This is a genomic window from Labrys sp. KB_33_2, assembly GCF_052114505.1.
GTDB lineage: Bacteria > Pseudomonadota > Alphaproteobacteria > Rhizobiales > Labraceae > Labrys.
In genome coordinates this window covers 90,945-104,985 of the sequence record NZ_JBFREW010000007.1, presented here as the reverse complement: position 1 = coordinate 104,985, position 14,041 = coordinate 90,945, and the positions used below count along the sequence as shown (strand labels likewise).

The following is a 14,041-nucleotide window of genomic DNA, read 5'->3' as shown; positions in this document are numbered from 1 at the left end:
CGGGTGCGTCTTATTCTCCCAGCAATTGGCAGAACCGGTCGATATCCACATTGCCGCCGCTGATCAGCACGCCGACGCGCTTGCCGGCGAGGTCTGTCTTCATGGCACGGGCGGCGGCGAAACCGAGGCAGCCGGTCGGCTCGATCACCAGCTTCATGCGGGTGGCGGCGAAGCGCATGCATTCGACCAGCTCGGCATCGGAGACGGTGAGGATGTCGTCGACATCGCGCTTGATGATCGGGAAGGTATGGGCGCCCAGATATTGGGTCTGCGCGCCATCGGCAATGGTGCGGGGCGTGTCGATCCTGACGATCCGGCCGGCGCGGAAGGATTGCTGTCCGTCATTCCCCGCTTCGGGCTCGACGCCGTAGAGCCGGCAGTTGGGCGACAGTGCCCGCGTCGCCAGCGCCGATCCGGCGAGCAGCCCACCGCCGCCGAGACAGACGAAGAAGGCGTCGAGTTCGCCGACCTCCTCGAAGAGTTCCTTGGCAGCGGTGCCCTGGCCGCAGAGCACGTCCGGATGATCATAGGGTGGAATCAACGTGAAGCCATGTTCGTGCGACAGATTCCGCCCGATCACCTCGCGGTCCTCGGTATAGCGGTCATAGAAGATGACCTTGCCGCCATAGCCCATTGTGGCCTCGGCTTTCGCCTTCGGCGCATCATGCGGCATGATGATGGTGGCGGGAATGCCGAGGATGCGCGCTGCAAGGGCGATCGCCTGGGCATGGTTGCCCGAAGAGAAAGTCACCACGCCCTTGCGCTTCTGCTCCTCGTCGAAACGCGACAGGGCATTGAAGGCGCCGCGGAATTTGAAGGCGCCCATGCGCTGCAAATTCTCGCATTTGAAGAAGACCTGCGCGCCGAGCTCCTCGTCGAAGCTTCGAGAGGTCAGCACCGGCGTGCGATGGGCCTGGCCACGGATGCGCTCGGCGGCGGCGGCGACATCGGCATAAACAGGCAGGACTGGTTCGCTCATGCCTGGCTCTCCCAGCCGATGGCCTGGCGCAGAAAGGTGTAGCCGAGTGCGATGAAGGAGGCGCGCTCCCGGCTGTCCTTGCCGTAGCCGTGGCCGCCGGCCTCGGGCTCGTAGAAATGCACGCGGTGGCCAAGTGCCTCCAGCTTGGCCGCCATCTTGCGGGCGTGGGCGGGATGAACCCTGTCGTCGCGGCGCGTGGTCGCCAGCAAGATGGGCGGATAGGAACCGGCATCGGCGACATGATAGGCGGAGATCTTCTGTAGGAAGGCCCAGTCGTCTGGCTTGTCGGGGTTGCCATATTCGTCGATCCAGCTCGCGCCGGCCAGGAGCTTGGTGTAGCGCCGCATGTCGATCAGTGGGATGGTGCAGAATAGGGCGCCGAATTTCTCGGGATGGCGGGTGAGCATATTGGCGATCAGCAGGCCGCCATTGGAGCCGCCTTCTGCCGCAATCCGCTCCGGCTGTGTGATGCCGCGCCTGACCAGATCGGCAGCCACCGCCGCGAAATCCTCATGCGCGAGATGCTTGCCCTCGCGGCGGCCCGCCTCGTGCCAGCGGGCGCCGAATTCTCCGCCGCCGCGAATATTGGCGGTGACCGACGTGCCGCCCCGTTCGAGCCAGAGCTTGCCGATGGAGGCGCTGTAGCTGGGCAGGACGGAAACGCCAAAGCCGCCATAGGCCGTGAGATGCACCGGTGACTCGCCGGTCTCGCCGGCGGGGCCGACCAGCGTATAGGGGATCTTCTCGCCGTCGACCGAGACGGCCTCGTGCTTGACGACCTGCAGCCCCTTGCTGTCGAAGGCATCGGGACTGCGCTTGAGGAGCAGGGGACTGGCCACCGCCTCGGGCCTGCTCACATCGAGCAGCAGCATTTGTGGCGGCGTGACCGGATCCTGCAGGGACACCATCACCTCGCCATTGGTGTCGGCCTCCTCCGCGTCGAGCGACCAGATATGCACGACGCCCGTGGAGGGCAGCACGTCGATGGCGTGCTTGGCCCAGGAGTCGGGGGAGGGCGTGACGAGCTCGAATCGGGGCTGGAGATTGTCCAGGATCGACAGCACGAGCTGTCCCTGGTTCCAGAAAAAGCCGTCCAGGGTCCGCCGTTCGGCAGGTTCGAACAGCACTTGGAAAGTGCGGCTGCCTGCCCGGAAGGCGGCAAGCGAGATGCCGAGAAGGGTATCGCCGGCAAAACTTGTGCCGGCGGGAGTCCAATTCGTGCGCAGCTTAACCGCCAGCCAGTCGCCGAACACGTCCCATTGCGAGTCGGCCGGCAGGTCAATGGCCTCGCTCGGGCCGCTCCTGTCGCCGAGCCAGCCCCGCGTTTCGAAGAAGACGGGCTTTTCGAGAAACCAGATGCGCTCGCCGCCGCCGGTGCGGTCGATGCCGGCCCAAACCGACATGGACTGGGGTTGGACCTCGAAGACCACCGCCGTCTTCAGGGGATCCTCGCCACGACGCCACAGGCGCACCGTGCGGGCATAGCCGGAGGTCGTCGCCATGCCCTCGCCGAGTGCGCTGGAGAGCAGCAGCGTGTCGGCGTCGAGCCAGGCAATGCCGCCCTTGGCTTCCGGCAGCATGAAGCCGTCGGGGACGAAACGCCGTGAGGCCAGGTCGAATTCACGATGCACCGCCGCATCGCTGCCGCCGCGCGACAGGCTGAGGATGGCGCGCTGCCGCCCATGGGGTTCGAGCGAGGCCCCGGCCCAGACCCAGTCCTCGCCCTCTGTCTTGGCGAGGGCATCGAGATCGAGCAGGATATCCCAGGCCGGTTCCGCCTGCCGGTAGGAGGCAAGAGTGGTCCTGCGCCACAGGCCGCGTGGATTGGCGGCATCAGTCCAGAAATTATAGACGAACTCGCCGCGCCTCCCGATGCCGGGAATGCGATCGGGGCGATCAAGGATCGCAGCCAAGGCGTCCCGATCGCGTTCGAAGCCGTCGGTGCCGAAGCGGGCCAGCGTTCGTTGCGAGCGCTCCTTCACCCAGGCAAGGGCGTCCTGGCCCTCGATGTCCTCCAGCCAGAGATGAGGGTCGTCGTCGGGCGCGGCCAGAGTCGGCCGGGAGACGAAATCGGACATGCGGGAGTTCCTTGAGATAGGGAGGCCGAGGAAGAGAGGTCTCAGCCGGCGAGCCGCGTTTCCGCCAGTTGTGTCCAGTAGCTGATCCCGGCAGGGATGATGGCATCGTTGAAATCATAGGCGGCATTGTGCAGTCCGGCGCTGTTGCCATTGCCAATGAAGATGAAGGCGCCGGGGCGCGCCTCCAGCATGAAGGAGAAGTCCTCCGCGCCCATCATGGGAAGAGCGGCAACATCGACATTGTCATGGCCGGCCACCATGCGAGCGACTTCCCCGCAGAACACGGTCTGCGTGGCGTGGTTGCGGGTGACGGGATAATGACGCTGATAGACGGCCTTGGCACTGGCGCCCAGAGCCTTCGCCGTCAACTCCGCCACCTCGACGACGCGTGTTTCGAGCAGGTCGCGAATTTCCGGCGTCAGAGCGCGGCAGGTACCGTGCAGATGGGCCGTGGAGGGGATGACGTTATAAGCGTCCCCCGCCTTGATCGCCGTCACTGAAACGACGGCGCCATGAAGGGGATCGGCATTGCGCGAGACGATGGTCTGCAGGGCATTGATGATCTGGGCCGCCACCAGCACCGGATCGACGCTCTCGTGCGGGCGGGCGGCATGCGCGCCCTTGCCGGTGATGTCGATGTCGAACACGTCGCTAGAGGCCATGATGGGCCCGGGGCACATGGCAAAATGACCTGGCGCCAGGCCCGGCAGATTGTGCATGCCATAGACTTCGCCGATGGCGAATCGCTCCATCAGGCCATCTTCCACCATGGCCTTGCCGCCGCCGCCGCCTTCTTCGGCCGGCTGGAAGATCACCACGGCGTCACCGTTGAAGTTGCGGGTATCAGCTAGATTTTTCGCCGCGCCGAGCAGCATGGCGGTATGGCCGTCATGGCCGCAGGCATGCATCTTGCCGGGCACGGTGGAAGCATATTGCACGCCACTCTCCTCGAGGATCGGCAAGGCATCCATATCGGCGCGCATGCCGATCGCGCGCGAACCGGGGCGCCCCTTGATCACCCCGACCACGCCGGTGCGCCCGATTCCCTCGACGACTTCATCACAGCCGAAATCACGCAACAGGCCCGCGACCAGGCCGGCCGTACGCTGCACGTCATATTGCAGCTCGGGGTGGCGGTGAATGTCGCGGCGCCATTGCGTCGCTTCCGAAGCCAAAACCTTGATGCTGTCCGAAATCGTCATCTGCAGTCAGTTCCAATATTGATTTATGCACCCGCTCCGGGCGACAAACACAGCCCGCAGTTTGACACGCCTTCGGACAATGAGGAAGGGAAACGGATATGGAGCATTCACAGGCCGCAAAGGTTTGGCAGGATCTCGAAGCCCATAAGCAGACACTGGCCTCGACGACGACGCGCGACCTTTTCGCCGCGGATCCCGGCCGATTCGCCAAATTCTCCTTCACGCTGGACGACGTGCTGGTGGATTTTTCCAAGAACCGCATCGCCGACGAAACCCTGTCCCTGCTGCTCGAGCTGGCGCGGGCGCATTGCATCGAGACCCGCCGGGACGAGATGCTCAAGGGCGACAAGATCAACACCACCGAAGGGCGGGCAGTGCTGCACACGGCCCTGCGCGCGCCTGTTGATGCCGACATTCGCGTGGACGGCAAGAATGTCGTGCCGGAGGTGCATGAGGAACTGGCGCGCTGCTACGCCTTCGCCGAGAAGATTCGCTCGGGCGAGCTGCGCGGCGCCACCGGTGACAAATTCACCGACGTGGTCAATATCGGCATTGGTGGTTCCGACCTCGGCCCGGCCATGGGGGCCCGCGCCCTCTCGCCCTATGCCGACGGCCCGCGCGCCCATTTCGTCTCCAATGTCGACGGCGCCGACATGGCGGACACGTTGTCGCGCCTCGACCCCTCGCGTACCCTGTTCCTGGTTTCGTCGAAGACGTTCACGACGATCGAGACCATGACGAACGCCCAGTCGGCGCGGCAATGGATCGCCAAATCGCTCGGTGAGACCGCGGTGGGCGATCATTTTGCGGCGATCTCGACCAATATCGTCGCGGTCGAGGCCTTCGGCATCAACAAGGACCGGATGTTCCGCTTCTGGGACTGGGTCGGTGGGCGCTACTCGATGTGGTCGGCCATCGGCCTCGGCCTGATGATCGCCGTCGGGCCGGAGAACTTTTCGGAGTTCCTGGCCGGCGGCCATGAGGTCGACCACCATTTCGCCGCCACGCCGCTGGAGAAGAACATCCCGGTGCTGATGGGCCTGATCGGCATCTGGCACCGCAATTTCATGGGCTATGCCGCCCATGCCGTGCTGCCCTACGACCAGCGGCTCGGGCGCTTCCCGGCCTATCTGCAGCAGCTCGACATGGAATCCAACGGCAAGCGCGTGCATCTCGACGGCTCGCCGGTGACCTCGGAGACCGGCCCCCTGGTCTGGGGCGAGCCTGGCACCAACGGCCAGCACGCCTTCTACCAGCTCATCCATCAGGGCACCAATGTGATCCCGGCCGACTTCCTCATCGCGGCCGAGCCGCATGAAGCCGGAATGGGCGATCATCATGCCATCCTGATGGCAAACTGCCTGGCGCAGACCGAGGCGCTCATGCATGGCCGTTCGCAAGAGGAGGCGACGGCGGTGCTGAAGGCCCAGGGGCTCGACGACAAGAAGATCGCGCTTCTGGCCCCACACAAGGAGTTCCCCGGCAGCCGTCCCACCACCACCATCGCCTATCGCAAGCTCACCCCACGCATGCTCGGCCGCCTCGTGGCGCTCTATGAGCACAAGGTGTTCACGCAGGGCGTGATCTGGGGCATCAACTCCTTCGACCAATGGGGCGTGGAACTGGGCAAGGAACTCGCCTCGCGCCTGCTGCCGGTGGTCAAGGGCGCGACGGTCGACGGGCTCGATGCTTCGACCAAGGGCCTGGTGGCCCATCTGAAGTCGCTGCGAGGCTGATCGAACAGGATCTCCTGTCCGACATCCGCTCCACGAAACAAGCCCGGCCGCGACGGCCGGGCTTGTTATCTCTCAGGCATCCTCTGTGGCAGCGCCTGGGTGAGAAGGTCGGCCCCTTCCGGGCCGAATGATCGTGCTGCCAGCCTGGAAAGAAATCTCCCATGAACCCGACCGTCGAACCGTCAGCCATCGTCCCTGTCTTCGATGGCCACAACGACACGTTGCTGCACCTGGCCTCCAACAAGGCAAAACCGGCAGAGACGGTGTTCGACGAGGGCGACGGTGCCGGTCATATCGATCTGCCGCGAGCGCGCGCCGGCGGTTTTGCCGGCGGCTTCTTCGCCATGTTCCCGCCGCCCCTGAGCATGGCGAACATGGACGAGGAGATGAAGGGGACGAGCTACGATCTGCCTTTGCCGCCGCTGCTGCCCCTGGAAAAGGCGCAGGCTTCGACCATCGCCATGCTGTCGATCATGCTGCGGTTGGAGCGGGCCTTTCCCGACGACGTCGCCATTTGCCGCAGCGTCGTCGAGATCCGAGCCGCCATGGCGGCCGGTAAGATCGCCGCCGTCCTGCATATCGAGGGGGCCGAGGCTGTAGATGCCGATTTCGCCAATCTCGACGTGCTCTTCGCCGCCGGCCTGCGCTCGATCGGGCCGGTGTGGAGCCGCCCGAACATCTTTGCCCATGGCGTGCCCTTCCGCTTCCCTGCTTCGCCCGATACCGGCCCTGGCCTGACCGAGGCCGGCCGCGAGTTGGTGAGGCAGTGCAACAAGCGCGGCATCATGATCGACCTCTCGCATCTCAACGAGAAGGGCTTCTGGGACGTCGCCGGGTTGAGTACGGCGCCGCTCGTCGCCACCCATTCCAACGTCCACGCCCTGTGCCAGTCCACGCGCAATCTCACCGACAGGCAGCTCGATGCCATCAGGGAGAGCCGCGGCGTGGTCGGCCTCAACTTCGCCACCTGCTTCCTGCGGCCGGACGGCGCCATGCGCGCGGATACCGATCTCGACGTCATGGTGCGCCATCTCGACTACCTGGTCGAACGGCTGGGCGAGGACGGCGTCGCCTTCGGATCGGACTTCGACGGCGCGGTGATCCCCGCCGCCATCGGCAGCGTCGCCGGCCTGCCGCGCCTGATCGAGAGGATGCGCGGCGCGGGATATTCGTCGGCTCTGCTGCACAAGATCGGCCATGAGAATTGGCTGTCCCTGCTGGAGCGGACGCAGGGGCAGGCTTGAGATCGAGCCGAGACCAAGAGAAAGCGCAAGAATCCTTCCCCGAAGTCGGGGAAGGATTCCCACGCTATGCGCGACGATGCCCTAACGCGTCGGAACCCGCGGTATTGAGGTGGATCCATGGCGGCATAGAGCCGCCATCTCGCACCGTGGGCAGAGCGGCCTCTGGCTGGTGCAGACCTCCTGGCCGAAGCGTTTGATCAGCCAGTGCAGTTCATAGAGATCGTCGGCGTCCCAGGCCGCCGGCATCAGGCGCAGCATGATCCGATGGGCCATGGCGAAGCTCACACTTTGTGGAAACAGGCCGAAGCGCTCGCCGAAACGCTTGATGTGCCTGTCAACCACGAAGACACGCCGCCTGAGCGTCGAGAAATTCAGGATGGCCGCCGCGCATTTGGGGCCGATGCCCTCATAAAGCTGGAGCAGTTCCATCCCGGCCTCGACCGACAGCGCGGCGAGATGGGAGAGATCGAACCGTCCCCGCTGCTCGACGATGCGGCCGACCGAAGCAACCAGCTGGCTGGCTTTCTTCTCGGGATGGGTGACGGTGGCAAGATGCGTGAGTACCTGGCGGGGATCGCTCTGCCCCAGCCTGTCGAGGGGGCGGAAATGCTCGCACAAGGCCTGGAAGGCTTTTTCGGAAGCGGAATCATAGGTTTCCGAGCTGATCAGCGCCTTGACGAATTGCTCGGACGGCGTGTGGCGCCGAGCATCGCGCCGCGGGCCATAGGTTGCCAGCAGGCGCTGGCGCAGCACGGCGATGGGCTCTTCCCGGCCGAAATCGAGCCCGAGCTGGATCTGCTCCCTGATGGCAGGCATGTCCAAATCCTCAGTGGAAATCCCGGCTCTTGAACAGGCTCAGTTCGAGCTGGGCCGGCGGCGGTGAAGCGCCATCCGTCATATCGCGCAAGCGGGCGAGTTCGGCGGAGAGGTCGAGTACCTCCTCGGCGATGACATGCACGACATCGCTGGCACGCTGGAGCCGGCCGCGTATGGCGACGAAGCGGGCATTCATCACCGCGCGGCGGTTCCTCTCGAAGGTTCGCGACCACACGATGATGTTGGCGATGCCGGTCTCGTCCTCGATGGTCATGAAGACGACGCCGCTGGCCGTGCCGGGGCGCTGGCGCGTCACCACCAGGCCGGCGACGGTGACGAGGCTGTCCTGCTTGAGCTTGACGTCGCGATGCGCCTCGTTGGTGATGGCGCCGAGATGCTGCAATTGCGGGCGCAGGAAGGAGCAGGGATGGGCCTTGAGCGACAGGCCCGTCGACTGATAGTCCTCCAGCACATGCTCGCTTTGCGACATTACGGGCAGGGCGACGGCAGGTTCGGGAAACAGGGCATCGTCGAAATCGGCGGCCAGCAATGGCATGTCCCGGCTCGTCTTGGTGACGCCGATGCCGATGGTCTCGAAGCGGCGCACGGCCCACAGGGCCTCGCGCCTGTCCAGGCCGAGCGAGCGGAAGGCATCGGCCTCGGCCAGTTTCTGCATTGCCGCCAGTGGCAGGCCGCTTGCCGTGCCGAAGCGCTCCAGGCTGGAAAAACCGTTGCCGCGCCGGCCGACCATTGCGGTGATCTCCTTCTCGTTCAGTCCGGAGACCAGCCGCATGCCGAGGCGTACGGCAAAGCGATGTTTGATGGGATCGCTGGCCGGTTCCAGCGTGCAGTCCCATTCGCTGGAGTTGACGTCGACGGGCCGGATTTCGACGTCATGATTTTCGGCATCCCGCACCAGCTGCGCCGGCTGATAGAAGCCCATGGGCTGGCTGTTGAGGATGGCCGCGCAGAAGACGTCGGGATAGTGGCATTTGATATAGGCCGAGACATAGACCAGCACGGCAAAGCTGGCCGCATGGCTTTCGGGAAAGCCGTAATCTCCGAAACCCTTGATTTGCTCGAAGCAGCGTATAGCGAAGTCTTTTTCGTAACCACGCCGGGTCATGCCATTGATGAACTTCTCTTCGTAATTGCCGATGGTACCGGTATGACGGAAAGTCGCCATGGCACGGCGCAGACCATCCGTCTCCTCCTGGGTAAAACCAGCTGCGCGGATGGCAATCTCCATGGCTTGTTCTTGAAACAGAGGAACTCCTTTGGTGCGAAAAAGAATTTTCTCCAATTCATTCGCGGGGCCGTGTTCAGGTGAAGGGGAAGGGAAACTTACCTCTTCTTTTCTATCGCGCCGGCGTAGATAAGGATGGACCATGCCACCTTGGATTGGACCGGGCCGGACGATTGCGACTTCAATGACGAGATCGTAAAATTCCTCAGGCTTTAAACGGGGCAGCATTGACATCTGCGCTCGGCTTTCGACCTGAAAGACACCGACAGTGTCGGCCTTACACAGCATCTTGTAGGTGTCTTCATCGTTGCGTGGCAACTTGGCGATTTCGCCAAGTTCTCTGCCATAGTGCTGCTTAAGCAAATCGAGGCCGCGGCGAATACAGCTGAGCATACCGAGCGCCAATACATCGACTTTCATCATATGCAGTTCGTCGATGTCGTCCTTGTCCCATTCGATAAAAGTGCGGTCTTTCATTGTCGCGTGGCAAATAGGCACGGTGTCGTCGAGCCTCATGCGCGTAAGTACGAAGCCGCCGACATGCTGCGACAGATGGCGGGGAAAGCCGGTGAGGGCGGCGGTGAAATGGAGCGCCTGGCGGATCACCGGATTGTCGGGATCCAGGCCCGCCTGGCGCACGCGGCTGGGCGTCCAGGTCTGCATGCCCATGCCCCAGACCGTCTTCGACAGGGCTGCCGTCACATCGGGTGTCAGGCCCAACACCTTGCCGACTTCACCGACCGCGCGCCTGGAGCGGTAATGGATTACGGTAGAGCAGATTGCTGCGCGATGGGGCCCATAGCGCTTATAAATATGCTGGATGACTTCCTCACGCCGCTCATGCTCGAAATCGACATCGATGTCCGGCGGCTCGCCTCGCTTTTCAGAGATGAAACGGGAGAACAGTAGTTCTGTTTCGTCAGGATTCACTTCGGTGATGCCGAGGCAATAGCACACGGCGCTGTTCGCGGCCGAGCCGCGCCCCTGACAAAGAATATTGAGGGCATTGCGGGCATGATCGACGATGTCATGCACGGTCAGAAAATAGGGCGCGAATTCGAGCTTGTCGATCAGAGCAAGCTCTTTGTGCATCGGGGTAGAGACTCTGTCGGGAATACCATTGGGGAAACGTCGCCGAGCGCCAGCCCAGGCCAGGTCTTCCAGGTGCTGTTGCGCGGTCTTACCCGGTGGAATGGGTTCGTCCGGATATTCATATTTGAGCCCGTAAAGATCGAACTGACACGCTTCGACGATTTCGATCGTGCGCGCCAGTGCGTCGGGATGATCGGCGAAGAGTGCGGCCATCTCGGTGGGCGACTTGATATGGCGTTCCTCGTTGACCTCGAGCCGCAAGCCGGCTTCGGCCAGAGTGCATTTCTCGCGGATGCAGGTGAGGATGTCCGCAAGCGGCCTTTGGGCCGGGACGTGGTAGAGCACGTCGTTGATGGCGACCATCGGGGCGCCGATCCTCTCGCCCAACTCGGCGAGCAGGCCGAGGCGGCGAGGCTCGTCTCCCTTGAGGCGATGGCTGCCGGCCAGATAGACAGAGCCTGGTGCCGCCTTGGCCAGCCTGGTTACCCGTTCGACGAAGAGGGGATCGAGCGTATAGGGCGGCAGAACGATCAGTTTCTGCCCCTCGCAGGCGTCGAGAATGGCTTCGAAGCCGAACTGGCACTCGCCTTTCGCGCGCACCATGCGTTTGTTGTTGTCGCTGAGCAGGCGGCAGAGCCGACCATAGGCCTCGCGGTCGGTGGGATAGGTGATGGCCTCGAAGCCATCCATGGTGACGAGACGCACGCCGGGCAAATAGCGCAGGGACGGATGTTTTTTGGCCTCGCGCAGGGCCCTGACCACGCCGGCGAAGGAGTTACGGTCGGCGATGCCGATGCCGGCCAGGCCGAGCTTCTGGGCCTGCCTCACCATGTCCTGCGGGAAGGAGGCGCCGCGCAGGAAGGAGAAATTGGTGGTGACGGCGAGCTCGGCATAGGCGGATGGGGCTGGTGTCGGCAAATCCACAGGAAACGTCTGGTCTTTCACCCTGCCGGGAAGGGCGACATAGCCGCTGTCGGCCTCTCTCTCACATCTCATGCGAGCAGACCTCGCAGGGACCAGCTCTGCCGGCCGTCATGGCAGAGCCAGAAGCGTTGGCCGGTCTGCGTCTCGGCGACGTAATAGTCCTGGTAGGTCGGCGCTGGCAGCAGGACGGCGCGCTCGCGCGTGGCTTCTCCGTCCTCGAAACGGTTGCGCTTCTGGCTCCTTGGGCTCTCACCGTTGGGGAGGGCAGGAGCTTCCTCGCCCATCTTGCCCCAGCCATATTCCTCCTTGCCCGGCTTGTCGGGCAGGGCCGGGGGAGCCGCTTCCCACCAGGGACCGGCGATGCGTTCCGGTCCCTGCAGCGCAGTGATGTGATGGGACGAACCGCGCCAGCGGACATGATCGGGCAGGCCGTCTGGACGGGTGGCGAGGATCTGCAGGGGCTCGGGCTGGTCCAGAAACAAGGGTGGTCGCTGACGAAAGCCATCGGCCGCCGGCCAGGCCGGTGCAGGATCGGCGGCATCGCGCGCCTCCTCGGCGAAGGCCGGATCGTGCCGGGCGACGGGATGGAGTCGGCGCACGCTGCCGGGGCCGAGGCGCTGGCGGAGAGCGTCGATCAATTCGGCCCGGCGTTCGCCGGCATCGGCCGGCGGCGCATCCCGGCGTCCTTCCCGCAGGGACAGACGAGCCTGGCGCTGGCCGAATTTCTCGGTGACGGTCGCGGTGAGGCTGATGGTCTCGAAGCCAAAGCCGGCATCGATGGTCTCGCCCAGCCTTTCCAGGTCGAGCTCCACCAGCCTGGCAATATGGGCCGGATCGCGTGTGGCGGCGGCAAGGCCGATATGGATGGTACGCACCTCGCCATCGACCCGGAACAGGCGGAGCTGCAAAGCGCGCACTGCCACCCCGCCGGCGACGAGGGCGGGAACCAGGTCCTGCATCAGGCGGGTGGCGACATGCACCACGGCTGCCTGGCTCACCACCGGCTCGAGGAGCTGGCGACTACGATGGTAGAGCGGCGGCGGTTCGATCAGAGCAAGGGCTTCCTCGCGCCGCCCCATGGCCTGGTCGAAGCGCTTGAGCAGGATCGCATCGAAGCGCGCGGCGAAGGGGGCTCGCGGCTTGCCGATGAGATCCCCGATGCGGATGAAGCCGAGACGGTGCAGGGTCTGGATGAGATCATCGCCGAGGCGCAGGGCAGCCAGGGACAGATCGGCCAGAGCCGGGGCGGGATCGCTGCCCTCGGCCAGAATGCAACCATTCTGGGCATCGAAGCGGGAGAGAGCCCAGGCCGCGCCGGGTGTGTCGGCCAGCGCCACGCGCGCACCGAGGCGAAGATGGCGCAGGCGCTTGACGATGTCGGCGAGAAGGGCCTGCTCGCCGCCGGCCAGATGGCTGGCGCCGGTGATGTCGAGGAACAGGCCGTCGGCGCCGTCGGCCTCGCGGTAAAGGGCCACGGAGGGCGTATAGCGCATCGCCCACAGGCCGAGCCGGTGCAGGGCCTTGGCGTCGGCCTCGGGCATGGCCGGCCGCGTCTGCAGGCCCGGCACCTTGGCTCTCGCATCGGCAACCAGCCCGCCTGCCGCGAGGCCTTCGCTCTCGGCCGGCTTGCTGGCGGCAGCAATGCGAGGGCCGCCGGCGGCGTCGACCGTCAGGACGAAGGGGTAATGGCCGTTGATCGTATCAGGCGACCTTGGCGTGTTGCTCTGGGCGACGAGAAAGCGCTGGATCGGCCAGCGTGGCAGATAGATCGAGACGATGCGAGGCATGGTCATACTCCATGAACCAGGATCCGCTTTGCCCGTTGCGGCTGCGTTCGAGCCGAACGTGCCAGCGCCAGGCGGTGAGAAGGCCGAAACGATCGCGCGGACCTGCGGCCGCGCCGATGCGCCAGCGGGTGATCGCAGCCAGGGAAGGCGTGGCCAAAGACGGGCGCAGAAGGAAGAGGGGACAGGGGGCGGAGGCGGCCGCGAGCTGGAGGCGGCGGCTGGTGGTAGCGTCCATGCCGCCACCCGTCACGGCTGCCACCGCCGCAGCGGCGCCGGAGCGCAGGATCTCCTCCATGGCCCAGGCAGCCTCGGTCTCGTCGCCGGCCGTGACCACGACCAATCCGGTGGGATCGAGGCCGAGGGCGTTGAAGCCATGGCCGTAAAACCGTCCCAGGCCGGCCATGCCGCGCGGCGAGGTCACCAGCCAGATCGTCCCCTTGGCCTGTCGCAGGCACAGGCGGGAGGCGAGGAAACCCAGCGCGCTGCCATTGTCGAAAATGGTTTGCGGCGCGATTTCATGCAGGCCGTCCAAGGCGAGGCCGCCGCCCGGCAGGCGCGCGTCGATCGCCCCGATGCCGAAAGGCAGCACACCGGCATCGGCATGCACGTGGTCGAGCCGGGGCAGCAGAGCGCGTAATTCCGCCAGCTTCTCGGCCCGTTGGCCGGCGAGAGAAAATTGCGATTCCGCTGGATCCCGATTTTTCTCTACCTCATTGTTTTGACGCATTTTCTTAACCGAAAAGCCTGCCAACTTTTCTGGAAAATGTTTTGGAACAGGAGGAGGGGCAACGCGTATCGTCATGGCTATGATCCGTTTCGTTCAGATTAGAACAAAACAAGAACATTTCAAGCGGAGTCTTCGATCACGCTCCATCCGGCCGCAAAAGAGCGCGGCATGGTAAAGGGACTCTTCCATGACGGGATGGCAGAGTCCCCG

9 protein-coding genes are annotated in these 14,041 nt (G+C 64.4%); 2 read left to right on the top strand and 7 right to left on the bottom strand.

The window, feature by feature from the left end; translation table 11 throughout:
• Positions 1–10 precede the first annotated feature (10 nt).
• From AB4037_RS14435 to AB4037_RS14425, 3 genes are read right to left on the bottom strand one after another with little or no spacing between them, the layout of a single operon-like run.
• Positions 11–979 carry a threo-3-hydroxy-L-aspartate ammonia-lyase gene (locus AB4037_RS14435; protein ID WP_434957248.1) on the bottom strand — a complete coding sequence of 323 codons (969 nt, stop codon included), beginning with the start codon at positions 977–979 and terminating at the stop codon, positions 11–13.
• On the bottom strand, positions 976–3,057 hold the full coding sequence (locus tag AB4037_RS14430) for a prolyl oligopeptidase family serine peptidase (protein ID WP_441771986.1): 2,082 nt from the start codon (positions 3,055–3,057) through the stop codon (positions 976–978). Before AB4037_RS14430 ends, AB4037_RS14435 begins: the two co-directional genes overlap by 4 nt.
• Positions 3,058–3,098: 41 nt before the next feature.
• Complete coding sequence (locus AB4037_RS14425; RefSeq protein WP_441771985.1) at positions 3,099–4,259, bottom strand: M20 aminoacylase family protein; 1,161 nt, start codon at positions 4,257–4,259, stop codon at positions 3,099–3,101.
• A gap of 98 nt (positions 4,260–4,357) precedes the next feature.
• Here AB4037_RS14425 and pgi point away from each other — a divergent pair, with 98 nt between their 5' ends.
• Positions 4,358–5,995 (top strand): glucose-6-phosphate isomerase, encoded by a 1,638-nt coding sequence (gene pgi / locus AB4037_RS14420; protein WP_441771984.1) that lies wholly within the window; start codon positions 4,358–4,360, stop codon positions 5,993–5,995.
• Between the two features lie 161 nt (positions 5,996–6,156).
• Positions 6,157–7,239, top strand: coding sequence for a dipeptidase (locus AB4037_RS14415; RefSeq protein WP_441771983.1), 1,083 nt, complete (start codon positions 6,157–6,159; stop codon positions 7,237–7,239).
• A gap of 81 nt (positions 7,240–7,320) precedes the next feature.
• On the opposite strand, the gene AB4037_RS14410 is transcribed toward AB4037_RS14415, so the two are convergent.
• Genes AB4037_RS14410 through AB4037_RS14395 form a run of 4 tightly spaced genes read right to left on the bottom strand, consistent with a single transcriptional unit; the run spans position 7,321 to position 13,831 of the window.
• Positions 7,321–8,055, bottom strand: a complete 735-nt coding sequence (locus AB4037_RS14410) for an endonuclease III domain-containing protein (protein ID WP_441771982.1) — start codon at positions 8,053–8,055, stop codon at positions 7,321–7,323.
• A 10-nt stretch (positions 8,056–8,065) separates the two neighbouring features.
• The gene (locus AB4037_RS14405; protein ID WP_441771981.1) at positions 8,066–11,389 is read right to left on the bottom strand and encodes an error-prone DNA polymerase; all 3,324 of its coding nucleotides are present in this window, start codon (positions 11,387–11,389) and stop codon (positions 8,066–8,068) included.
• On the bottom strand, positions 11,386–13,104 hold the full coding sequence (locus AB4037_RS14400; RefSeq protein ID WP_441771980.1) for a Y-family DNA polymerase: 1,719 nt from the start codon (positions 13,102–13,104) through the stop codon (positions 11,386–11,388). The genes AB4037_RS14405 and AB4037_RS14400 overlap by 4 nt, the downstream gene beginning before the upstream one ends.
• Positions 13,019–13,831 (bottom strand): ImuA family protein, encoded by an 813-nt coding sequence (locus AB4037_RS14395; RefSeq protein ID WP_441771979.1) that lies wholly within the window; start codon positions 13,829–13,831, stop codon positions 13,019–13,021. Before AB4037_RS14395 ends, AB4037_RS14400 begins: the two co-directional genes overlap by 86 nt.
• Between the last annotated feature and the right edge of the window lie 210 nt (positions 13,832–14,041).

Excerpts from the sequence above, each read along its gene's own strand:
- AB4037_RS14430 (WP_441771986.1), bottom strand. The coding sequence starts at position 3,057 with ATGTCCGATTTCGTCTCCCGGCCGACTCTGGCCGCGCCCGACGACGAC.
- pgi (WP_441771984.1), top strand. The coding sequence starts at position 4,358 with ATGGAGCATTCACAGGCCGCAAAGGTTTGGCAGGATCTCGAAGCCCAT.
- AB4037_RS14410 (WP_441771982.1), bottom strand. The coding sequence starts at position 8,055 with ATGCCTGCCATCAGGGAGCAGATCCAGCTCGGGCTCGATTTCGGCCGG.
- AB4037_RS14425 (WP_441771985.1), bottom strand. The coding sequence starts at position 4,259 with ATGACGATTTCGGACAGCATCAAGGTTTTGGCTTCGGAAGCGACGCAA.
- AB4037_RS14405 (WP_441771981.1), bottom strand. The coding sequence starts at position 11,389 with ATGAGATGTGAGAGAGAGGCCGACAGCGGCTATGTCGCCCTTCCCGGC.
- AB4037_RS14435 (WP_434957248.1), bottom strand. The coding sequence starts at position 979 with ATGAGCGAACCAGTCCTGCCTGTTTATGCCGATGTCGCCGCCGCCGCC.
- AB4037_RS14400 (WP_441771980.1), bottom strand. The coding sequence starts at position 13,104 with ATGCCTCGCATCGTCTCGATCTATCTGCCACGCTGGCCGATCCAGCGC.
- AB4037_RS14395 (WP_441771979.1), bottom strand. The coding sequence starts at position 13,831 with ATGCGTCAAAACAATGAGGTAGAGAAAAATCGGGATCCAGCGGAATCG.
- AB4037_RS14415 (WP_441771983.1), top strand. The coding sequence starts at position 6,157 with ATGAACCCGACCGTCGAACCGTCAGCCATCGTCCCTGTCTTCGATGGC.